The 24,115-nt window shown below is 39.0% G+C and carries 15 protein-coding genes; 8 read left to right on the top strand and 7 right to left on the bottom strand.

The annotated features are described in order from the left end of the window. Nucleotides 1-61 precede the first annotated feature (61 nt). The 3 genes from P0077_RS03535 to P0077_RS03545 form a co-directional block, all read right to left on the bottom strand. Nucleotides 62-424 carry a hypothetical protein gene (locus P0077_RS03535; RefSeq protein WP_276167783.1) on the bottom strand — a complete coding sequence of 121 codons (363 nt, stop codon included), beginning with the start codon at nucleotides 422-424 and terminating at the stop codon, nucleotides 62-64. Between the two features lie 69 nt (nucleotides 425-493). Then, entirely contained in the window at nucleotides 494-907 is a 414-nt protein-coding gene (locus P0077_RS03540) for a hypothetical protein (protein ID WP_276167784.1), read from the bottom strand. Between the two features lie 120 nt (nucleotides 908-1,027). After that, a complete protein-coding gene (locus P0077_RS03545; RefSeq protein WP_276167785.1) occupies nucleotides 1,028-6,022 on the bottom strand; it encodes a DUF4132 domain-containing protein in 4,995 nt (1,664 codons plus the stop codon). 260 nt (nucleotides 6,023-6,282) lie between these two features. Here P0077_RS03545 and P0077_RS03550 point away from each other — a divergent pair, with 260 nt between their 5' ends. Beyond that, complete coding sequence (locus P0077_RS03550; RefSeq protein WP_276167786.1) at nucleotides 6,283-8,796, top strand: leucine-rich repeat domain-containing protein; 2,514 nt, start codon at nucleotides 6,283-6,285, stop codon at nucleotides 8,794-8,796. A gap of 90 nt (nucleotides 8,797-8,886) precedes the next feature. Here P0077_RS03550 and P0077_RS03555 read toward each other — a convergent pair whose 3' ends face one another. After that, on the bottom strand, nucleotides 8,887-9,627 hold the full coding sequence (locus P0077_RS03555) for an arylesterase (protein ID WP_276167787.1): 741 nt from the start codon (nucleotides 9,625-9,627) through the stop codon (nucleotides 8,887-8,889). Nucleotides 9,628-9,650: 23 nt separating this feature from the next. On the opposite strand from P0077_RS03555, the gene P0077_RS03560 reads away from it, so the two are divergent. Both P0077_RS03560 and P0077_RS03565 read left to right on the top strand, forming a co-directional pair. After that, complete coding sequence (locus P0077_RS03560) at nucleotides 9,651-10,340, top strand: ABC transporter ATP-binding protein (RefSeq protein WP_276167788.1); 690 nt, start codon at nucleotides 9,651-9,653, stop codon at nucleotides 10,338-10,340. Nucleotides 10,341-10,387: 47 nt separating this feature from the next. Continuing rightward, nucleotides 10,388-12,883, top strand: coding sequence for an ABC transporter permease (locus P0077_RS03565; protein ID WP_276169165.1), 2,496 nt, complete (start codon nucleotides 10,388-10,390; stop codon nucleotides 12,881-12,883). 228 nt (nucleotides 12,884-13,111) lie between these two features. On the opposite strand, the gene P0077_RS03570 is transcribed toward P0077_RS03565, so the two are convergent. The 3 genes from P0077_RS03570 to P0077_RS03580 are packed head-to-tail and all read right to left on the bottom strand — an operon-like array spanning nucleotide 13,112 to nucleotide 16,750. Beyond that, complete coding sequence (locus P0077_RS03570) at nucleotides 13,112-13,954, bottom strand: MORN repeat-containing protein (protein WP_276167789.1); 843 nt, start codon at nucleotides 13,952-13,954, stop codon at nucleotides 13,112-13,114. Between the two features lie 28 nt (nucleotides 13,955-13,982). Then, nucleotides 13,983-14,813 carry a DUF2490 domain-containing protein gene (locus tag P0077_RS03575; protein WP_276167790.1) on the bottom strand — a complete coding sequence of 277 codons (831 nt, stop codon included), beginning with the start codon at nucleotides 14,811-14,813 and terminating at the stop codon, nucleotides 13,983-13,985. Nucleotides 14,814-14,815: 2 nt separating this feature from the next. Continuing rightward, nucleotides 14,816-16,750, bottom strand: a complete 1,935-nt coding sequence (locus tag P0077_RS03580) for a hypothetical protein (RefSeq protein ID WP_276167791.1) — start codon at nucleotides 16,748-16,750, stop codon at nucleotides 14,816-14,818. A gap of 306 nt (nucleotides 16,751-17,056) precedes the next feature. On the opposite strand from P0077_RS03580, the gene P0077_RS03585 reads away from it, so the two are divergent. From P0077_RS03585 to P0077_RS03605, 5 genes are all read left to right on the top strand, one after another. Next, nucleotides 17,057-18,112 (top strand): ATP-grasp domain-containing protein, encoded by a 1,056-nt coding sequence (locus P0077_RS03585; protein WP_276167792.1) that lies wholly within the window; start codon nucleotides 17,057-17,059, stop codon nucleotides 18,110-18,112. Between the two features lie 13 nt (nucleotides 18,113-18,125). Further along, nucleotides 18,126-18,797, top strand: coding sequence for a VOC family protein (locus tag P0077_RS03590; RefSeq protein WP_276167793.1), 672 nt, complete (start codon nucleotides 18,126-18,128; stop codon nucleotides 18,795-18,797). A 244-nt stretch (nucleotides 18,798-19,041) separates the two neighbouring features. Continuing rightward, nucleotides 19,042-21,819 (top strand): HD domain-containing protein, encoded by a 2,778-nt coding sequence (locus tag P0077_RS03595; RefSeq protein WP_276167794.1) that lies wholly within the window; start codon nucleotides 19,042-19,044, stop codon nucleotides 21,817-21,819. Nucleotides 21,820-22,054: 235 nt separating this feature from the next. Beyond that, the gene (locus P0077_RS03600) at nucleotides 22,055-22,417 is read left to right on the top strand and encodes a hypothetical protein (protein ID WP_276167795.1); all 363 of its coding nucleotides are present in this window, start codon (nucleotides 22,055-22,057) and stop codon (nucleotides 22,415-22,417) included. A gap of 4 nt (nucleotides 22,418-22,421) precedes the next feature. Continuing rightward, nucleotides 22,422-24,059: an FAD-binding protein gene (locus P0077_RS03605; RefSeq protein ID WP_276167796.1), complete on the top strand. Its 1,638-nt coding sequence runs from the start codon at nucleotides 22,422-22,424 to the stop codon at nucleotides 24,057-24,059. Nucleotides 24,060-24,115: the final 56 nt, after the last annotated feature.

Consider the following 24,115-nt stretch of genomic DNA (forward strand, 5'->3'; position numbering starts at 1 on the left):
AAATCTCTTCCGATACAAGTAAAAAAAATGGTGCTATTTAATTGAATGACTATTCCGCTCCTTAATTTATAGCCGTCATTCTTTTTAAAATAATGGGCACGAACAAAGCAAATTTAGCATTGAATTCTTCTTGCGATGCAGCCGTGTTTATGGTCTTCACCATACTGCCCCAACTGTTGAAAAGTGCTTCTTCGGTAGTTGAACCATCGGTATCCATATTCATGGCTTTTACCAGTTTAAAATTTTCATCTTCATTGTAAAAACCGGTGGTCTTTACTGTTTCAAAAATATTCTCTAGGATGCTTTGCGTAGCCAATAGTTCGGTTACGTTAAGCGTTGTTTCTTGTGATGTTTTGATAGCTTCAAAAACGTCTATCATTAAATTCTGTACCTCATCATTGATGCTTGGGTCTAAATATGTCAAAATTGTATGTGTTTTAGTTGTTTGTTCATGTGCTGTATGTAAGTTATGCCTTGCCGGTATTTCCGAGTTCTACCAGTACGTACCTACTAAAAATGTCATGCGGATAAAGGCGATAACACTTTCTGAGTTGAGTTCTATGGGTGCTTTTAAATCGGTTACCTCATCATCATCTATGAATACAACGAAGAGTCCATCTTTAAAGGCGAGCAATACATTGTCAATTGCTTTTTGTTCATCGGCTAGGTCTTTATTTGCCAAATCGCCAAAATCTACTTTTCCGCTTTGTGCTTGGTCTTGAATTTCTGCGGGACTTAAAAAACCGACCACATTGACTTCCGTTCTTTTTTTGTTGAAAGCCGCTACCTGATTTTTTACGCAACCGATTAAAAGTTCTTCTAGATTTTGCGGAGTTTCTTCTAAGGTAAAAGGCACTTGTTTTACCTTTTTTTTGCCCAGTCTTTTTAGCTGTAAGGTGATTTCCATTGGTTTTTGTTTTGTTTTTGCGTTAGGGATTGTCGTGGAAAGCCCACAGTGCGATAGCACGCGGACTTGCAACAAAAGCCCGACCCCACCTAAGTGGGGTAACGCCCTTATCATTTACTTTTAGCTGTTTATCTGTGCCAAAATTGTTGGATCTTGTATTTTATTGTCTTCTGATAGCAACTTCATTTTTGAAATGATTTCCGCAGATTTTGGGTCGTCGTCAACGAAGGGTAAAAACATGCGCCCTCTGTGCTGACTGTGCACGGGAATGATGGACAACGACAAGCCGTTTTTACTCACCTGACCGCTACCCAAATGTATGCTGTACTCGCCCAACGTTCCCTGTATAAATATGTGGCGCTCTTTGACCGTTATGTTGCTGAGCTTGAACAGTTTTGCCGATTCTTCGGCTAGGGCTGCGCGCATTTGCATAGTACTGTGGCTCGCCTCTGGGTCTACGCCGCCAACGTGGGCAACACTTACCACAAGGTCCATATCTCTCATGATCTCGCTAAAAACCACGGGCGGAATATCGGTCAACGGAATGCGCTCGTGGGTTTCAATGGAATGGAAACACACTTCCTCTAGCGTTGGCGCCTCTACATCTGACGGGGAATACCAGTCTGCCATGGCGTACATGGTGGCGATGAAACCACGTTTGTGATATACTTTCTGCAAGCCTTCTTCCCTACTCACCGTCCAGCCGCGACCTCTTAACAGTGCTACCGTTTGCTTGGGCTGAATTTGGTGCCCTTGGTAGCGCTCAGACCTATTGCTGTGCTCGCGCTCATCTTCGGTGAGTAAATATAACTCTCTGAATACTTGCTTGAAAGGCTGCACCAAACGCTCTGCAAAGAGGTGTTTTTGGTACACATCCCACTCCACCGCTGTGTATAAATGTGATGCATGGGCAATGACCAACTCGTCTTCTTCTTGCAGTTTATGGGTTTTGCCAGATACATCACTAAGGCTACCATCGGTATAAAAACCGGAAATTTCCTTTTCGGGAGCGAACAGCACCAACTTGCTCAACATCACTTTTACGATAGGATGCAGCATCATGTTATGAATCTCCAAAGCGGTAAACTTATCTTCGTTTACCATGGCATTTTCTAAGGACAAACGGGTTCTGCTATATTGCCTAGATAAATAGGTTTTGCTTTCCTTAAGCGCGACTACCTGCTTGTCTTTCCTCAGTTTAGCAGGAATCGATTTTAAGGATTTATCGCCTTTGGTAACTTTAATTTCGGCTTTACCCAGGTCGTTGATGACCAAGGCAATCTCTGTATCTTCAATAGTTAACACCGCATTTTCCATAATGGTCTGGGTTGCTTTCGCCTCCATTGCCCAACTGAAACGTACACGATCTTGGTAACCGGCATTTCTAGATAAATTATCTAGGGCAATTTCTACCGCAGCCTTTTCGCTTTCTTGGCGCTGTGCCCCAAACTGCTTGCTTTCTTTTAGGAAATCTTGCAATAGGTTGTACCGCTTCAACAAATCTTTTTCAGGTACGGTTTTGCTCAACGGAATCAACCCTAAGGCACGCACATAATCCTTATCTCGCTTATCCTTGATTTTCTTTAAGGTCTCGGTAATTTTCACCTCGCCCAACATTACGCTGGAATATAATTTTACCAATCTGTGTGCATTACCATCGGTAATATATTTGGCGGCATCGTGCAGTATTTTCCAGTTGGCTTTACCCAAACTGCCGTACACTTTATTGAACCAATCGATATCTATGGCACCCAATGAAAAGTCGGACTTTGGAATGTTGGAATACCTAGAAATAATGGTTTCTTTCTCGCTGCTCATATAATCAGAGGCGTGGGCTTGAAACCACCAAACGGCATCTTCCAGTTTTTCCAATCCTAAATATTCACCAATAACACCTGCCCATTGTGTGGCGTAGCACGCCACTTCTATCAGTCGTTTTTTGGGTATTTTATGTTCGTCAGCCAATGCTACAAAATCGGCATAACTCTCGGTTTCCTTAAAGGTTGTTTTCTTTAAAATAGAGCTAAAAAGCGACCTTTTGCTATTGCCATAATAACTGTAGCCACGCTCAAAGGTTTCTTTTCCCAAACGTTGCAATACCTTAAAAACATAGTCTACCCCTTCTACGGTATGTATAGGAAAAACAAATTCCGTTGCCGGAGTTACCAAATCGCCCCGCTCCAGCTCGGTTTCCAACAAGTTTGTTTTTAAGGGTAAAAACACATGTTTGGGAACGGGATTTTCTGCAATAGTACTCCTGCGGAATCTATAGTTAGAACCACCATCAATGATAGACATGAGCTCGTTGGAATATAATGCTTGAAAAAGAAGGTCATCGTCATTGATCAATCCTTCTTTATATAATTTTAAGGTCACCTCAATATCTGGAAACTTCAGGTTGCCCGAATTTCGTTTCTCCCTGGTTATTTCCTTTATTTCGGTTATCTCATCTGGATGACCAAGGTCTTGCGCTACCAAATACATATGAAGGTCCCAATATCTTTTTAGGTCTTCTTTAGAAAGTAATTCAATTTCATTTGCACTTAAATTACCTGCAAACGTAGTTATAATATGCGCCCAATTCGCCGTAATGGAATGGTGGTAACCACTTAATTGAAACTGTAAATTTCGTAACCTTTCCGGAAAGGTAGCGACCATATCCTCAAAGACATCCAACTTATACGAAACAACGGCACTTCTATCTGCGTACGCTTTAAAAAGACGCCCAATAATGGTACTATAGGTTCTTATTTTGGTGTAATAGTTTTCATTGTCGTTAAGGTGCAGCCCTGTTAAATCGGGAAAAAACTGTTTCATAAAAGGTACCAGTTCTTCATACTGCCCAAAGGGATAACTTTTATGGTTTAGATAACGCAAGACGGCACTCATTTCAAAATCGTTCAGCTGGCTTTTCTCGTACCAAGCCACCCAAATATTTGACAATGGCAAATTATGTAAACGGTCTTCTGCCGTGGCATGCTCGTCTAGTCTTTTAATATCATGAAGCCCACGGTTAATAAAAGTAGTATCGGTTTCACCTTGGTAGCCTTCCATCTGGTATTCATATTTTCCGTTTTCGTTCACCAAAGCAATTAGACTGTTAACGGTGGCTATGATTTTATTGACATCGATAATATCCTTAAACTTAAAATTCGAGGATATGGAGCCTTTAATACCCAATTTATCCAAGAAACTAGATTTAACTTCAAAGCGCGGTTGCGGTTGGTACACGTCACTTAGATTATCATAATCGATAGCTCCAAAACCATTACTGAAATTGTATTCATCCTTATTTTTAACGAACTTATTTAACAGTACCTGTTCGTTTTTGGAGATTTTAGGTCGCTCGTTAAAGGCGGCTACTTGCGCTTCAACAAAATCTGGATATCTGTTCTCGGCATCTAAAATGGTGAGTATCTCCAAACCTGCCAATCGTTGGTCTATACTTTTTGCCGTTACCAGATTAGTGGCACTTGTTTTTACATCATCATTAGGCAAACTGACCAGTAGTTGAATTACTGCGGTACGCATACTTTTACCTTTGCGTTTCAGCAAATCTTCTGCAATCTCCAAATCTGTATCATATAAATACATCTTTCGGAAAATGTTGAGTCCCGTTGCCATAACACACTCGTTTCTATTGTACACCGCCTTTCTTGCCAATGCCCTACGCCACGAGTATTTATCGTAGTCCAACTTTACTTTTTTCTCATCGGTCTTATATTGGTGAAACGCATAACTGTAATGTATTGGAAAAACTTTACGAATGTAGGTTTCCCTAAATTCCGATGGCAATTCATCTAAATCATTTGCCATTAGCTCCAGCTGTTGTTCCGTAGCTTCATGCAATAAAAACTGATAGAAATATTGTGAGCTAGGGGTAAAACTCCACCAAGAAAAAATCTTGCTTTCATATGTTTTTCCCTTATTCCCAACTGTTTTTGCAACCTCGAACAGTTTTACGAACGTATCATTATCCAACTGCATTTCCGGTAAGTTTACCGCCATCCAATGGTCTAGCGCATAATCTTTCCCTAATTCTTGTATGAAATAAGGGACCAAAGAATCATTGGTACGCTCGGTTTTACTCATAAAGTAGAGCGCTAGAATCTTCTTATTTCTATCTGCTGAAGAATACACGATATCCAAGGCTTTGGCATTGGCTTTATCCGCATCTAAAATACCGATAGCCCATAATGCCACCAGTACCTCAATATTATCTTTGCTCTGCAGCAGCGTATCTACTTCCTTCAAGTTTAAAATCAGTGAATGCGCCAATTCTAAAATACGATTGATGACCGATTTCTTTGGGGCGTCCCAATTTAATCCGAACCAAGTGTTTACCGCCCGTACCACACTACTGAAACGGGTAAGGTCGTTCTCCAACACCACATTGATCATGTATTTTAAAGACTGGAGTCCCGCTTCATCCATAGATTCCAAAATGGACTGTCGCAAACCTTCTTGGCGCTGTGCCGCCAACAATAATTTACCCACCATTTCCCAATGCTTTTCATCTTCCGACAGTAATAAGGCTTTGATAATATCTTGACTTACACCTCCAATTTCATCTTCGCCTTGAATAATATCGTTCAATAATTCATTGAACATATCTCCGCTATTCTGCAAAACAATAGCTAAAAAAACACTGTTAGAATGTGGGTAATACGTGCTGTATTGAAAATGTTCTTGTAAGGTGAGTCCGCAAAAACCAGAACGGCTAGCGCTTAAAAAATTACTGAATATCGTTAGTTTATTCTGTAAAATATCTTCACTGGGTTGAGACCTAAAAGCTTTACGACCATAGCTTCTTTGGTAAGGCATGGTATTAATAAAATCCCACATGGCAGCTAAGTACGGTGCTTGTACCAAACCAAATAATTGCATACCCAAACGCATGCCTTCTTCCGTTGCCCAAGGGTTGATTGTTAAAGGATCATCAAACTCATTAATGAAGTCGTTAATATTATAATACTCATACTTCTCCCTCTTTATTCGCCCTAAAATTTGCCCAAGCCTTCTGTAGGGTTGAGAAAAGGAACGAAATTCAAAACGGTCTACTGCTGGTTTTTGATGTTGACCTATATATTTATGAGCTTCTTCTGCTGGAATCATATGATGCTATTCTTTATGCTTTTTTATTCTGAAATAACGACTTGACAACTATTGCCTACATATAAACTATCGCGGCACAATGTTATTTTATAGTCGCAAATTAATTATGGCAAGGTAGCCGGATTTCAACTTTTCCTTCTAACGGAATTTGGGGATTTTTTCGACTACAGGATTTTTTTGGTTCTTAATATCACGGAATGCAGTGACAAAAATTCGGATGCATTTAGAAAACTTTGTACATCTAAACTATTACGTGTGTTATGCCGAATACAAACGAAACTCCTCAATTCGATTTTTTTGAGATAGATGCATCTTTTGAAGCAATTAAAAAGAGTGCCAGCTACCCTGAAGATTTTTACTATGAAATTTTTGTTATAGCAAAAACCACGGCTAACAAAGAAATTAGAACGGAGTGTACCAACATTATAAAAAAGCAAGCACCGGAGAATTTACAGGAGGCATTTAAAAGCCGGAAAAAGATAAGTCAAAAAGGAGGTGTGAAATCCGTAGACTCCAGATTGGTTGCGATGTTGGAATACGGATTACTTTCTGATGAACTAGACCTATTTAAACTACACTCGTTATTATTCAAAGAACCCGAATTAGGGCTATTCAATTTCACCAAAAACTTTTTAGACCGTTTGGTAGAACACCCGAATATATTAGGCAGATTCAACGGGATTCAAAAATTAGAAATCTCTCTAAAAGATGAGGGAAACGGCTATAATTCTATTCTAGAGTATTTACCACAATTAACGACTTTAGAAGAACTGGAAATAAAGGCAGATTTTGAGCAACTACCAGAAGAGTCGGGCAACCTTGTCAATTTGAAGCAAATGAAGCTGAACATGCCTTACTTAAAGCAAATACCTTCTTCAATAGGTAAACTAAAAGCACTAGAAGAATTCAACTTTAAAGGCGATTACTCTTTTGGAGGCGATGATAACAATACCTATTTAAAAGATTTCAATTGGCTCTCACACCTCACAAGTTTAAAAGTGCTAAAGCTGCAAAATGTAGGAGTAAAAGATTTGTCTGAAGTTGTATTTCCATCCACTTTGAACAAGATAGATTTGTTCGGTTTAGATGAGCTTACAGCATTGCCAAAGGAAATGAAAAACTTACCAAAACTAGAAAAATTTAAAGTAGTTTCAGACAGTTTAGCAACCTTGCCAACAGGGTTTGAAGCAATGCCAGAGTTAAAGCTGTTTGAACTTATAGCCCCTAAAATAACAACCATTTCTGCAGATTTCTTTTTTGGTTTTGAATCGAAACCGAATTTGGTGACAAAAATTGGCAATCGTAATGTAGACATTGCCCCAATGACTAAAAAATCAAGCCGAAAAGAACTGAATTTAGACACACCCAAACTGCTAAATTATGTATTGGACAATGCGGAGTTTTTTCCAGAATTGACAAACATTTCAATTGATTGCGAAGCTCCGGAAACAAAGCATACAAACACCTTGGCAGCATTTAAAAACATAGCCAAAATAACCTATAAACTAGTACTCAACTTAGATTGGATTTTTGATAAAATAAATGAATCGGAAACAATAGAAAGCGTCACCCTGTATAAAAACACTTCGTATGCCACACCTGTAGACGAAGCACCTAGTTCGGCTATTATACCCGCCGCTCTTTCTAAAATTAAAAAACTAAAACAGTTCACCGTTCAGTTTGAGAATCATTTGGAATTAAATACGGATGCATTGCCAATACATACAGAGCAGCTGACCATAAAAGGGTTAAAAGAAATTGTTCCTGGAAAAACGAAGCGTTCGGCAACTCAAGTGTATGTTGAAAATACGCCCATATTCAATTTAAAAGAGTTTTATAATGTTGTGGATGCCGAACGGATGGACTTAGGTAAAAACAACTCCTATATCGCAGGTGAATCGGGATTCGGGTTTCTTAAAAATCCAGAGGACATTAAGAAATACGAATATACCGGTCCCGCTTCAAATGTTACGGAGCTGTTCAAAACTTGTCCGAATTTAGAGCGTCTTTTTATTGAATTCCCAGAAGACAAACCAGAATTCTGCGCGGGACTTTCTGTTTATAAAAACTCAAAATTAAAATCCTTACAACTCAATAATTACAAAGGAGATAGCGCCTCATTGCAGTCAGTTTTGGAGCAAACTCCCAATCTTGAACATCTGGAACTAAGAGAATGTAAGGGTATTCAAAATCTTCCAAAGGTGAATTTACAGAAGCTAAAAATACTAGAACTTTACAGCTGTGATGTTCAAACCGTAGCTGCCTTAGAGGTTCCAAAAATAGAAGCCTTTAAAGTTAATTTCTGTGATGACTTTGGATATGATGCAGTTGAGACCATCACCCAATGGAAAACCTTAAAATATCTTTGGTTAGAACATATATCCAAAGAAATGAAAACCTACCCAGAAGCAATTGCCACTTTAAATCTGGATACACTTTTAATAAGCGAAAAGAATAGCAAAAGAGAAATACCACAATGGTTAGGCACTATGAAATCGCTTCGTGTTTTGGGAATAGAAGGTTTTAAACAAAGTACGCTACCCATAGAATTAGCAACGCTCACCCAATTGGAAGTTTTGAGTATAACCGGTTGTGAATTTCAAGAGCGCATACCGGAAGAGTTCAAAAATCTTAATTTAAAGAAATTGATTTACTGGACCTCTAAATTTTCGGGCAGTAATATGAAGTATGAACTATACGAGCCACTTGTAGGCAAGTGTATTCCTCAAAGGTATCTCGATGATGAGGATAAAATAACTCCTTTTACGTTGTGATTATCAGAAGTGTTTACACACAATTTGCTCGTTAAAACCTAGCGAAACAAGCGTTTCCTAGCCGAAAAAAATACAGCGTAAACCTTAACCCTACAACAACGGTCTCAAGGTCTCCCAAACGGTACTGGCAACAATTTTATGGCCTTCTACGGTAGGGTGAATGCCATCAGGTTGATTTAAGGAAGCAATCCCACCCACATCTTTCAGAATAAAAGGAATAAAGGCAATGTTATTCTTTTCGGCGATTTCCTCAAAAAGTTGTTTGAATTCCGTGGTATATTCCTGGCCCATATTAGGGGGTAATTGCATACCGGCAAGCACGATTTTGATATTCGGACTTTTACCTCGCACCACATCAATTATTGCTTGTAGGTTGGAGCGTGTTTCCGATAAATCCACACCACGTAAGCCGTCATTGGCCCCCAGTTCCAATACAAAAATATCGAGGTCTTGTTTGACTACCCAATCAATTCGGCTTCTGCCTCCAGCGGTGGTTTCACCACTTACCCCGGAATTGATAACCGTATAATCCAATCCTAAGGAGTCAATTTTTTCCTGTACAACTGCCGGGTAAGCCTCATTGGTATCATCAAGACCATAGCCCGCCGTAATACTGTCCCCAAAAAACAGAATACTCTTCGTTTCAGTATCTGTCGTTGCGATACTTTCCGTCTGTTCAGAAGTTTGCTGAACCTCATCCGTTTTTTCTTTTTTCGCTTCGCCACAAGAAAGGAACAATAACGCCAGAAAAAAATAACTAAACTTTATGAGTTTCAGCTCAATCGACGTTGGTAAATTAAAGTGAAAATCTTTATTATGCGCCTTGAACATGAACAGTTATTTAAATTTAGATAATGTCAAATATATTAAAGATTACCGGTTTGGAAAAGACATACACCAGCGGTAACAAGCAATTAACAGTTCTTCAAGACATCTCCTTCCACGTTGAGAAAGGCCAGACCTTTTCAATTGTTGGTCCATCGGGAAGTGGTAAGACCACTTTACTGGGGTTATGCGCCGGTTTGGACGCTCCTAATGCGGGTTCCGTAGAATTATGCGGACAAGATTTGAACACGCTTAACGAAGACGAACGCGCCCAACTACGTAATAAGGAAGTCGGTTTTATATTCCAAAATTTTCAGTTGCTGCCCACACTTACCGCTCTGGAAAACGTGAGTGTTCCTTTGGAATTGCAGGGTGCCAAGGATGCAACTCAAAAAAGCACGGATTTATTGGAAAAAGTAGGACTGAAAGACCGTTTACATCATTATCCCTCGCAGTTATCCGGCGGGGAACAGCAGCGTGTGGCATTGGCAAGAGCTTTTGCAAATGCGCCTTCCATCTTATTTGCAGATGAACCTACGGGAAATCTAGATACCGAAACCGGTGAAAAGGTGATTCAGTTATTGCTGGACCTGAACAAAGAAAACGGCACCACCTTGGTCATCATAACCCATGATTTGGAATTGGCCAACCGTACGCAGCAAATATTGCAGCTTAAAGGTGGGAAAATAGTAACCAATCAACCTACTACGGCATTTTGAAGAATTCTACATCCAACGAAAGTTTACGGACACCTTGGCTCTTTAAAATGGCTTTGCGCGATGCCAAAGCCAGTAAAGTGCGATTGTTACTATTTATGGCTTCCATTATTTTGGGCATTGCAGCGGTCGTTTCCATTCAGCTGTTCAGCACCAATTTAAAGGACAACATACAGCGCCAGTCCAAAGCGTTAATGGGTGCTGATTTTAAAATCGACTCAAAGCAAATACCTACGGAACGGGCACAGGCTATTATAGATTCGTTACAGCCAGATGCGTATGAAGTTAACTTTGTCTCCATGGCCGTTTTCCCTAAGAACGGCGGCACCAAACTCGTAAAGGTCCAAGGTCTGGAAGGTGATTTTCCGTTTTATGGGGAAATAGATACGCAACCGACTTCCGTTGCCGGCACTTACCAAGAGTCGGGCGGAGCACTGGTAGATGCTACGCTGATGCTTCAATTTGATATTCATCCAGGGGATTCAATAAAAATAGGCGAACTGACCATTCCTATTGCGGGTGAGGTAAAAGCGATTCCGGGCAGTACCGCCATTTCAACTTCCGTGGCGCCTCCTGTTATCATTCCCTATCGCTATATTGAGGCTACAAAACTGCTACAATTCGGCAGTCGAAAAGAATATCAATATTACTACAAGGTACAGGATACCGTCAATCTAAAACAACTGCAGGACAAACTAGAGCCCGAACTGGAATTGGAAAATGCTGATTTGGATACCCATACCAGCACCACGAACCGTTTGGGGAGGCGCTATGACAATGTGGGCAAGTTTCTGAACTTAGCTGCCTTTATCGCTTTACTCTTAGGATGTATCGGTATTGCCAGTTCGGTACATATCTACATCAAAGAGAAATTAAAAGCTATCGCTATTTTAAAATGTATGGGTGCTTCCCGACTTCAGAGTTTTCTGATTTTCCTGATTCAGATTGCCGGAATAGGAGCAATTGGTGGTCTCATCGGGTCGTTGATCGGGATTGGCATACAGGAGTTATTTCCGTATTTGCTCAAAGAGTTTTTACCCTTTGACCTTGAAATTACCATTTCCGTACAACCATTGATTATTGGGGTGTTGCTCGGGCTGTTTATGTCCGTTTTATTTGCACTTCTTCCCCTATTAAGAACCTGGTACGTATCGCCTTTGGATGTTTTAAGGGTTGATGAAAATTCGTCTCAAGAACCACAATCCATACGATTATTGGTATTTGGGGCCATTCTGGTATTCTTATTTTTATTTTCCTTTTGGCTGATCAGAGATGCCATGTATGCCTTGGCATTTGTTGGTGGTACTCTTGTTACGTTTACAGTTCTGGGGCTTGTAGCTTCGCTTTTTACAAAGTTGGTAAAACGCTTTTTTCCCAAGCATTGGAGCTTTACCGCACGGCAAAGTTTACTCAACCTTTTCAGGCCCAATAACCAAACGGTTGTTTTGGTGGTCGCTATTGGTTTGGGAACGTTCTTGATAAGCACCTTATATTTTACAAAAGATATTCTGTTGGCAAAAGCCGAAGTTGGAGATACTTCAGAAGCGGCCAATATGATAATTTTGGATATTCAACCGGAACAGCGCGATTCGGTTGCACAAACTATAAACGGCAAAGGTTTTCCCGTACTTAAGAATATTCCTTTGGTGACCATGCGAATGCACAACATTAACGGCACATCCGTAAATGAACTGCGAAAAGACACTACAAAACAAATACGCCGTTGGATTCTGAACCACGAATTTAGGACCACCTACCGTGATTCGCTTACCTCTTCTGAAAATTTGCTGGAAGGCGAATGGACGCCAGAAATAAAAACAGGCGAACCTATCTCTATATCCATTTCGGATAATCTGGCCAGAGATGCAAAACTGGGCATTGGCGACCCAGTTGTATTTAATGTGCAAGGTGTTTTAATGGAAACCACGGTGGGGAGCATCCGTGAAGTAGACTGGGCACAGATGCAGCTTAATTTTTCCATATTGTTTCCTAAAGGGGTTTTGGAACAAGCACCACAGTTCAACGTGTTTACAAGTACTATTCCGGACGAAAAAGGTTCGGCACTTTTGCAACGCGACTTGGTTGCGAAATTCCCGAACTTGACCATCATAGACCTGAGACAGGTTTCCTCCTTGCTGGAAGACATATTGGACCAAGTATCCTGGGTCATCAATTTTATGGCGTTTTTTAGCATTTTTACGGGTATTATCGTACTTATTGGCTCGGTTAGAACCAGTAAATACCAACGTATTAAGGAAAGCGTGTTGCTCCGTACGTTGGGCGCCAAAAACAATCAGATTTTAAAGATATCCGCTTTGGAATATGTGTTTTTAGGCTTGTTAGGAAGTTTGGTCGGAATTATACTAGCATTAATAAGTAGTCTATGTTTGGCCCTATTTGTTTTCAAGGAACCCTTTGTGCCGTCATATATTCCGTTTGTGGTGTTCTTACCGGGAATTACGCTGCTCGTCTTGATCATCGGTCTAAGTAATATTCAAACCGTGTTGCGTAGTTCGCCTTTGGAGGTGTTACGAAAAGAAGGATAATTATATGATGATTTGTTTAGTCTAAAATACAAATTCAATCAAATTTCAAAACTTCATTATATGCCAAAACATATAATTAGTAACATTAGCCCCATTTTATATGTCAAAGCATATAAAACACATATCAGAAACACCTACTAAAATCAATACTATAAAAATCATCAACAAAAAAGCCCCGTAAACATTTTGTTTACGGGGCTTTATATTCGCTATAGATAAGAACGTACTTTACCTATCGTTAATTTCCACAAGTTTGTCATCGCTCCATTCGCCACCGGCTACCAAATCGCCATCAGAATCAAAGAATTTACCGGTTCCGCTACGTTTATCCTCTTTCCATTGGCCAGCGTACTTTTCGCCGTTTGGCCAGTAATACGTACCAAATCCGCTGCGTTTATCGTTTTTGTAGGTACCAATGTAATATTCGCCATCAGGCCAGTAGAACGTTCCTTCGCCATCGCGCTGGTTGTCCGCCCATTGCCCTTCGTAACGACTGCCGCTATCCAAAAGTGCAATTCCGTAACCGTTGGCTTTTCCATTTTTTACCTTGCCAACATAGTGCATTAAGTTGCCTTTCGCACTTTTAAATTTTAGGTATTGGCCAGAAGATTTATCCTTCATCTGTTTCTTCAAACGGGCCAATTGTACTTTGGTTTTCTCCAGTGAAAAGTTTAAAGAATCATATTTACGTACTTCACTTGCCGTAGCTCTGGTTGGTTTTGGCAAACTGTCCAATTCCGCTTTTAACGAATCTTCTTTTGGTCGGGCTCCGGACTTCACTTGTGCCAATTTCTGCGCCAAGGCAATACGTAACGGAATTCCCATTTTATTTTCTTCCCTCACCTTTAAAGAGGCCGTATACGATTCAATTGCCGAATCATATTTACCTTCCAACAACATAGAATCTATAATAGCCAATTTCTCATATTCGTCCAGTTCTTCGGAAATCTGCCCTTGTTGTACCTGGGCTTCCTCCAACTGCTGCTTCAACGAATTCGATTTTATAAAATAGAACAAAGAACAACCGATACTAGCGGCCAAAATCACATAAATTGCAATATTCTTTTTCATGGTTTCTTGGTTTTATGTTTTATACGGCTTAATCGTCTAGATGGATCGATGGTAATTTCTTTTTCACCCTTCTGAAATCCGGGGAATAGTACATATGAAAGCGCATCGTCCAGGTTTGTTTAAAATATCCCGCATTGACCAAATCCTGTCCTTGGGAGTACATTAATCCGGCAGCAAAAGTCAGTCTTGGAGTAGCGATATAACCAAAAGTGGTCGTCAATCGTAAATCTTCCATGGCACTGCCCACAACCTCTTTTCCGCTTTGCATAATCAGTTCCGCTTCCGGGGAAACGTAAAAAGTCTTGGGCTTTAGTTTGTGGCTGTTTAAAGGCACTTTTGCCCGGAACATATAACGCCATCTATTTCTGTAGATGTAATCACTGTTCTCTACAAAACTCTGCGTCCACCTATGTTCTATTCGGATACGATGGTAAATCATTGCGGTATATAGCGGCTGTGCAAATTGATACTGATGCCAAATACGCCATTCGGGAACCACGTTTCTATCTTCGGAATCCTCATCTGTATTAAAATTGATACGCACTACCCCACCCAAACTAAAGTTCACCTTTTTAGAATAAATGTACCCAATGGCGTGGCGGTTATAAATTTGACCGATCTGACCAATAAACGGGGTTTCTTCCGTTTCTTGAAAACGAAAATGGGTCTGTGCATCCCAAAACAAACGTTTTCCTATTCTTATTTTACCGTAGGTATTCACCCAAACTTTAGTGGTCGGGTCTTTGTATTGTGATGATTCCGGTAAATATACTTTTTCCTCTTCTTGCGCCATGACGCTTCCGGTTACCACCAAGAGCGACATTACGAGCCAAATAAAATTATTTCTTCTGCTTTCCATGTCTATTTCTCTTTGGCGGTTGATTGCTCATGAAGCAGTTTCATAATCTCATTGGGGTTCTTCTCCCTACGCAATTTGCGTTCTAGTTTTTTGGTATCCTCTTCCCTAAGTTTCACCATACGATCGTTGGTATGTGTAATCTGCTCGGTAAGCTTTTTTGCATTCTCACAATCCACTTGAGTTGCTTGTATCAGAAAATCAGGAAGGAGTATTTCGCTGTAGGCGGAAGTAACTCTCTTTTTCACCCCTTCTTGCATTACCGTTGCCATAAAGGGGTTCCAAATGGCATCTTCGTACAGTACTTTTATTTCTTCGGATGTAGCGGGAAGGTTGCCAAGAACACCCGTTAATTCCTGTAATTCTCCCAAGCATACTTTCAGCTTGTTACCAAAAGCCAATTTCTCTTCGGGCTTGTTCAAGGAAGCATATTCCCCTAAGGACTTGTCCGCGAGCTTTTTTAAGTTGTTTAGCGGAGCATTGTATAGCAACGGCAGTGCAGGCAGCAAAGAATCTATTTGGGTTACCAAACTATCGTTCTCCGCAATCAAGTCTTTTTCCAGTCCGTTTAGGGCCTGTAGTCGTGCCTCGTTCGTCAATCGGTCGGATAAGGATTCCATAAGCTCATGTAAACTTAGCTTGGCGTATTCGGCTATTGCGGCGACCGTTTTAGTGGAGTTGCCATTAAAATTGAATTCACCCGTATTGGCCAATACAAAAGTTCTTGTGTTTTGAGCCGTATCCGTTACAACTTCAATATTCGTATTGGGCTTTCCGGACGGCCACAATTGTTGCATCAATTTGGGAAGCTCCATATATTCCAGAATATCTTCCTCCTTATACTTTACAAAAGTGTGAAGCGGTTGTAGAAAATCGGCATCTATTTTTTTGACCACTTCATATCTATACTGCGCATCGGCATCGGAGCGGCGTACAATATTCAAGTGACTGTTATTTAAAAGGGTATCGCTGATGGATTTTGCCGCTTTAAAATCTTGGGCAATTTGGTCAATATCTGCTTTCTGCTGGGCATCCAATGCATAAAAAGGGACTTTCACCTGAAAATTAGGAGTCAAGTCCGTTGATCCCATTTTGTTTAAAATGCCGTTCAATCTTGAATAGTAACCGTCGTTCTCGGCCAACAGCTGGGCAACATCACTTTTAAAATCAATAGAATTTTCAGAAGTTATGGTTGCTTTTAAAAGGTCTATATATCCTTGATTTAGTGCAATCGTTTTGTAAGAGTCGTGCGAAGTAAAAACATTAATTTCTTTGGATATCCCATCCGTGGTCCAATTGATTTTCTGTAGCAGCCCCTCGTCAAAAATCCAGTTTTCGGTATCTTCTAGGTCATTAGATGCGTAGGAGGTCCATTCGTCATGCGCTAGCCCGTTTCTTAGAAAGCGGCCCACGAGCACCGTACTATCGTTTTCCATCTGAAAACTTTGTTGGGGCACGCCATTTTCAAAATTGATGATACTGCTAAAAAGTGTGGTTTCTACTTCGGAGGATTTAATACGGTTTACTTCATACGACCATTTTCCATGGGGCTTTCCGTTTAAAATAGTTCCCCTTCCCTCCTCTTGTTGGCCACTGACCAACACGCGGTATTCGTAACCTACAAGCTTACTTTCGCTCTCCGTTTGAAACTCGCCAAACTGAAAAAGCCAAGGTCCCGTTGGGGTGCCTTTATCAAAACTGCCTTCCATTAAAAAAGAAGTATCCGCTTCTTCCAATAAGGCATTGAGGTTGCTACTTTGTAATTGAAAAGTACCATCGTAGAGGGTGTCCTGTTCCGTTACTACATAGGTGTAGGCAGCTTTCCCCTTGTAGGCACCAACTTCTAGCGGGCCATTGTATTGTTGCTTCTCCTGACCATACGAATGGCACAGGAACACCAGGGAAATTAAAAGAACAAGCCGTTTTTTAAAATAGATCATTCGGCAATTTTGGTATATAATTGGTTCGTCTTGGTAGTAAAATACGGAGCTCAGCCCCATATGGACGTTTGCCTGAAGCCTTTTTGACGAATACGGAAACCTCTACGTCTATTTTTACGGATTTATCAGACAATCAACCACTTCCATTAAAAATTAGGGCAAACCTGCTCATTTTCAAACGGATGTGAAAAAATGTATCTATCACATCGGGCTACATCCATTTTCAAAATTATTATCAAGCTAGAATAATTGACTCCCTTCCATTTTTTACCTTTACGTATTCCCAACACTTCAACCCAAAATATCGTGCAAAAAATAGCTATTCTATATCAGGCCAAACTACCCCCAATAAAAGATGGGGTGCAGAAACCAATGAAACCTGGTGGATATTCAGACAGTGGGGCGGATATTGCTTGTGCGCTACATAAACACGGCATACAAATAGTAACACCTGTAGATGAACCCAATATAGAAACCTATTTGGATTGGGTATTTCCGGATACCAAAGAAGGCATTGAAAAAGCCTTGGAAAAAGGAGCCAATACATTTTGGCTGAATACCGTTTTGTACAAAGAACATGAGATCACACATTTCTTTGACCGTGATGTCCGGTTTGTTGGGCAACTACCAGAGGAGGTAGATATGTATGACGACAAATATTTTACGAACGAATTTTTAAGAAATAACAACATTGCCATTCCAAGGACCCAACTAATTTCAAGTGAAAATTTTACCGATTATTCGCTTGAAATGGATTTCCCTCTGGTCGTTAAACCCTTAAGAGGTAGGGGAAGCCAAGGTGTATCTTTAGTAAAGAACCCTACAGAACTGAACATTCAACTCAACGCGATATTCTCAGGCGAAGCATACGGCACAGTAGTGTATGTAGAGGAGTTTTTAAACGGTCAGGAAATTACGGTAACCGTAATGCCTGCGGGTACGTATACCATCAATGACCAAGAGATACGTTACAAAAAACCCTGGTGCCTACCGGCCGTTAAAAGGTTCAACCATAAAGACGGTATTGCCCCCTACAACGGTACGGTGGCGGTCATGCAAAATAGCTCGGTTCTGGATGAGGATGAACTGAATTCTAAAGAAGTTGAAAAGGCATACGCCCAATGCGAAAAAGCGGGCGAACTCCTGAAGATAAAGGCCCCTATTCGTATAGATTGCCGCGCGGATATAAAAGGGAATTACTTTTTGTTCGATTTGAATATGAAACCCAATATGACCGGACCTTCACGACCCAACAGGCAAAACCAAGATAGTTTAACCTTACTGGCCGCAAGAAAAATAGGTTGGGACTATATAGATCTTTTAAGAAATATGCTTAAACAAGCTTGGAAAACCCATAGCTGACCATGAATAAATTATGCAGATCAAAGAATTAAAAATATATAGCTCAAAGATTAAAGCGCAAACCCACTTCTATACCCAAATTTTAGGATTGAGGGTTCTACGCCAAAGTGATAAAAATGTGGTTTTGCAACTGGGGAAATCCATTCTCCACATAGCCTATGCACCTAAAACAACACCGTACCATTTTGCCATTAATATTCCCGCAAACCAGGAAACTGAAGCGTTAGACTGGCTGAAAGCAAAAGTGAAGATATTGACAAATGGCAGCAAAGAAATACAGGATTTTGAATTTTGGAATGCCAAAGCCATTTACTTTTATGATCCAGACCACAATATAGTGGAGCTTATTGCCCGGAAAAACTTGAACAATGCTTCCGACCAAAAATTTAACGCCGATCAGTTTCTTGAGATTTCGGAAATAGGATTGCCTACCCATGATATTGAAAAAGAATTCATTGAACTACATACGAGTACCGGAATTGAAATCTACGATGGAGGGTTTAGTAGGTTCTGTGCCATTGGCGATGAACACGGACTTTTTATATGCATTAACAAAAGCGTAAAAGACTGGTTCCCCACGAATGACAAGGCTTTTTCTTCCGATTTTGAAATAAAACTTACCGAGAAAGGCAAAGCGTACCAAATTACCTATAAAAATGAAGAACTAAAGACCGTAAAAGATTAGTTTATAAAAGCGTATCCGCACTGAAAACACGGATAACAAAGAAAAGAGTTCATAAAAACCCACGTTATACCCGTAATTTCTTACACTTTAACGAGTAAAACAGTAGATGACCGCAATTGTAAAAAGAACACTTGTTTTTAGTATTGCTATTTTACGATATTTAAGGTGTGTAGGAAAATAGTGTTGGGGTTTGAGTGAAACACGAAAATAACCCTATTAATATACTGCTTATAACAAATTGGATATGAACATACCTGTTTCTTTCAAAAAGATAATTGAAAAAAATCAAAGATTAAATGGAATAGTCAACTATACTATTTCACAATATGATACAATTCTTAGGGAAAACAATTTATACTTTTTTGAAGAATATACTGACCATGGAATAAAGCATATAGAATCTGTATTAACTTCAACAGTTAATATCGTTCCCAAGGAAACTCAAGAATTATTTCTACAAGATGACTCTAGTTCAGTCTCTATATATGTTCTAGCTACAATTTTACATGATATTGGCATGCACATAACTCCTGAAGGATTTTATTCTTTAGTTTCAGGAGAATATGATGATTTAAGAGTCACAGAAATTGATAATAAAACTTGGAAAGAATTATGGAATGATTATTTGGATGATGCAAGGAGGTTTGGAGATATCGAAAAGAAAAATATTATTGGAAATCCATCTTGGGACTTTAAAATTCCTGAAATTGAAAACAAGGATAAATTAACGGGAGAAGACAAAAAATTAATAGGTGAATTTATTAGGAGAAATCACCCACGAATTGCTCATGAAATAGCATTAAGAGGTTTTCCTACCAAACAAGGTCATATTGCATTTGCTTCAGAATTAGATTATGACCTTAGAAATTTATGCGGTTTAGTAGCCAGAAGTCATGGGGTTAACATTAGGAGTCTTTTTGAATATTTAGAATTAAAATTTCAGGATACTTGGGCAAAGCCTTATAACATTGAGATTATATATTTGATGATACTATTGAGGATTGCAGATTATTTTCAAATTGACTCTGCAAGAACTCCCGAAGTAACCGTTAAACTGAAATCTTTTAATTCCCCAATTTCTCAAATCGAACACTTCAAACATTTAGATGTAAAATATGTCCAACCTTATAATAAGGATCCTGAAACTCTAATCTTACAATGTGAACCAAGAAATAGCTATATATTTATTAAGTTGAAGGAGTTATTTGAGGATATACAAAAAGAATTGGATAAAAGCTGGGCAATATTAGGTGAAATTTATGGTAAAGAACTAAAAGAAAAACAGCCTAAAATCTGTTATAGACGAATAAAATCAAATATCGATAACGTAAATGAATATTCAAAGAAGGTAAATTATATACCTGAAAAAATAGTTTTTAATGTTTCTAATGAATTGCCAAAATTATTAATAGGTCCTTTATATGGGAATGACCCAACATATGGAGTTAGAGAACTTCTTCAAAATGCTGTTGATTCTTGCAGAGAGCGTGAGTTTCTTGAAAATTCCGAATATACTGGTTTAGTGAAAATTAGTTTATACTCGGAAGCTGATAAATACTTCTTTAAAATTGAGGACAATGGTTTTGGAATGAATCTTGGTGTTATCAAAAACTATTTTCTAGAGGTCGGTTCTTCATTGAGAAAGAGTTCTATATGGAAAAAGAATTTCTCAAATAAAGAAGGACAGTCTAAAATTCAAAGAAGTGGAAGATTCGGAATAGGTGTTTTAGCTTCTTTTTTACTTGGAAATAAATTGTGTTTAGAAACAAAAGATTCCAATTCAAGCAATGGATTATCCTTTACAACTGATTTAAACAGTGAACAAATAGAAATAACCAAAATAAAAAAAGAATCTGTAGGTACAACTATCATTATACAAATTGAAAAAGAAGTTTTAGAAGAGTTAAAAAATAGTTCTTACAGCTTTGATAAATGGTACTTACAAAACAACCCTAAAGTTGAATACTTTGATAAAACAGGGACATTCACAGAATTTGGAGATATAGAAAAAACTCCAGGATTTACAGATGAATTAATTGCTTCATCATGGAGGGAATTAAAAGTTGACGGATTTAATAAAATCATATGGACTTATGACAAATCGTTTTGTAAAAAAATGTATGGTTCTACACGTAGTGGTAAATTTATTTCTAATGGTATTTTAATCCCTAAAGTTAAAAGTTTTAGCTGGAATGATATTACCATACCTTTCATTTCTGTTTTCGACTTTGATGGAAACCTTCCATTAAATTTAAGTAGAAATGATTTAGATAGCGGTGTAATCCCTTTTCAAAAGAAACTAAAGTTAGAAATTTATAAAGATATAATCGCAAAGCTTCTTAACACTAAAATTGAGTTTCCTTTAAATATTGAGAAATTCAAAAATCAAACATTTTATCATCCTGCAATAGGAGATATTAAACTTGCTTTTTCAAAAGAGGGGTTTATTCTTAAAGAAAAATTCTTTAGTGAAAAGAACTCTAAAAGAACGATACTGTATTTTTTTCCAAAAACGGGTTTTAAGTCTTTTGAGAATTTCGATATTAAAGATGCTTTTATTTACCTGAGAAATGAAGAAGATTTGGCAATGACCAGTTTTCAATACAATGCAAACATTCGAGAGTATAATGGTGGTGCTAAACTTTATATCAGCAGGCCAATGTACAATAAGTTATTTGATAATAATTATAATAGATATCCAAAAGCAGTCAGGAGAGACCACATAGAACTAAATTCTGATAGTGACTTTACCGAAATCTCATATAATTACCCTGCTAGCTCTTCAGAATTAAATTTAAACGATTTAAAAAATAATTTACACCAATGCAACTGTATAATTGAATCTAAGTTAAAAACAATAGATGATTCAATAGGTAAGAACTCATCCAAAATATTTAGTGAATTGTTAAATAAATATTTTAATAAAATTAGTATTATTCCATATTCACTTCAAGAAAGAAAAGAAACATTTAATTTAGCCTTTAGTGAATTAGATTACTATATGAAAAAATACACAGACTAATAATTGTAACCTTTTAAACAAACCCATAATTAATAAAATAAAAAAGTCTTCAGCCTAAAACTTTTCCCATTCCCAAAAAACAAAAACCCACCATCCACACAAAATAACGGCCTACCTATACAAAACCGCTTAGCGCGTTCCCTTCTTCTTTTTATATTGCCACCTCTATTCCCTCTACCGAATATCATCATGTAACGCATTGCGAACTTTAGTCGCAATATAACTACTCCAAAAAATGAATGTTCAACTACGTAGAGCCTATATCTCCAGCGCAATTGCACTAATTGCCGCACTCTTATTACAATCTTGTTACACCACCCGTTTGGTAAGCACACACGGCGTGCCCATGCCTCCTGAAACCATGGAAGGCCAAGATTGGTACCGCGATAAAATGTACGGAGAATATACGGCTGTAGTAAAAACCTCCGTGCTTACGGATGGTATGATGATCAAAGTTCCCAAAGACAAATGTGAATCCGGAAAACTGTTTTCGGTTGAATTCACGGACACTTTTGGTGGCAACCTTTTGTACTTAGTAACTTTTGGAAGCCGTAGAAAAGTGAAGATAAAATATGTATGTATGCTACCTGATCTTTAATATTATGGCCAAGACAAGTGAATTATTAGTTGGAAAATGGGATACGTTGCACGAGAACGGGGCTTTTGACCTGAAGCGTCAATATATTACCCGTCACGAACATAAAGCCACTATGCCCAGCAGGGTGCTGCGCTATAACGACGCAGCGGAAGAAATGCAGCGATTGATTAAAAAATGTGAAACGGAAAATGAGGGTTTCCGTGCGTACGGCTCGCGTTGGTCTATGTCCAAAATTGCGCATCAAAAAGATAATATGCATCAAAATAATTTGATGTATCTAGACCTTGAAATAGAGGAAAGCGATATGCACCCTGATTCTGAATACGCGCATGAAAATATTTTCTTTTTTGAATGCGGAAGTACCATAAAACGCATTTCGCAAAAATTGAACGAATACGGTAAATCCTTAAAAACCACAGGTGCCAGTAACGGGCAGACTATTGCCGGTTGTATTTCCACCGGTGTACATGGGTCCGCTTTTGATATTGGTGCGGTACAGGATTATATTGTAGGCTTGAACATCCTTACGGGACCAAATGCTGAAGATAATGTGTATCTGGAACGGCATACCCAACCCAGTTTAAACGATGCTTTTGCTCAAAGTATTAACGCTAGGGTCATTAGGAACGACGACCTTTTTAATGCCGCGTTGGTGGGTTTAGGGAGTTTTGGATTTATTCATGGCGTTGCCCTAGAAGCGGAAGACCTTTTTTTGTTGGATAGATATGTGAGAAGAATCGATAAAGACCTGGCCCTGTCCTTATCCCAAACTTTAGATTTTAAGAATTCCGAGTTTAAAATTGATAACGAAGTAGATGAAAATGGAAAACCTAGCAGACCGTACCACTATAAAGTTTTTATTAACCCTTATGTGGACGAAGACCAATATGTAATAGAGGCCATGTACAAGAAAAAGTACACTCTGGCCTACCCGGACCCGTTTACTAAAATTGAAAAATCGCTTTATAAAGACCTTATTTATTTGCTGATCAAATTCAGTGAGAAATTCCCGAAAAGTATTCCGTGGTTTATAAAAAGTCTACAAAAAAGCATTCTACCGGAAATTACCAAGGACGAAGAAAAAATTAGGGCTACGCTCTACGAAACCTTTTGGGATGCCGGTTACAAAGGCCCTGCTTTTGCCTGTTCTATGGGCGTTGCCATTGAAGATTCCGAAAGGGCATTGAACGCGCTGGTAAAAATGACCAAAGACCATCCTATTCCCGGAATTTTTGCCATGCGCTACGTGAACCAAACCGAAGCCACTTTGGGTTTTACCAAATTCCATAAAACCTGCGTTATTGAGATTGACGGCATCCAATGGAATAAATCCGATAAAATTCCCAGTCTGGAAGAATATGGTCGGTTTATGATAGAGGCAATGCAAGCTGAAAATATTCCGTTTACCGTGCATTGGGGCAAAAGCATGGACTATGCGTTTCCCAATCTAGCCCACCACATGTACGGCAACAACACAGACCAATGGATGAAATGTAGAAGTTGGCTGCTATCCGAGAAAATGGCGAACGTATTTTCCAACGAATTTATTACCACATTAGGATTGGAAACGTATCATAATGTGCCTAACGATTTTATTGAGTCTTTGGATAAAAGCGGGCAGCCATTGCATTTTATTGTTTAGATGGATTGGCTATGATGCTCGGTATTGAAGAAAACTGCCATTCGCACAAAATTCCG

The organism is Zobellia alginiliquefaciens (assembly GCF_029323795.1).
GTDB classification, from domain to species: domain Bacteria; phylum Bacteroidota; class Bacteroidia; order Flavobacteriales; family Flavobacteriaceae; genus Zobellia; species Zobellia alginiliquefaciens.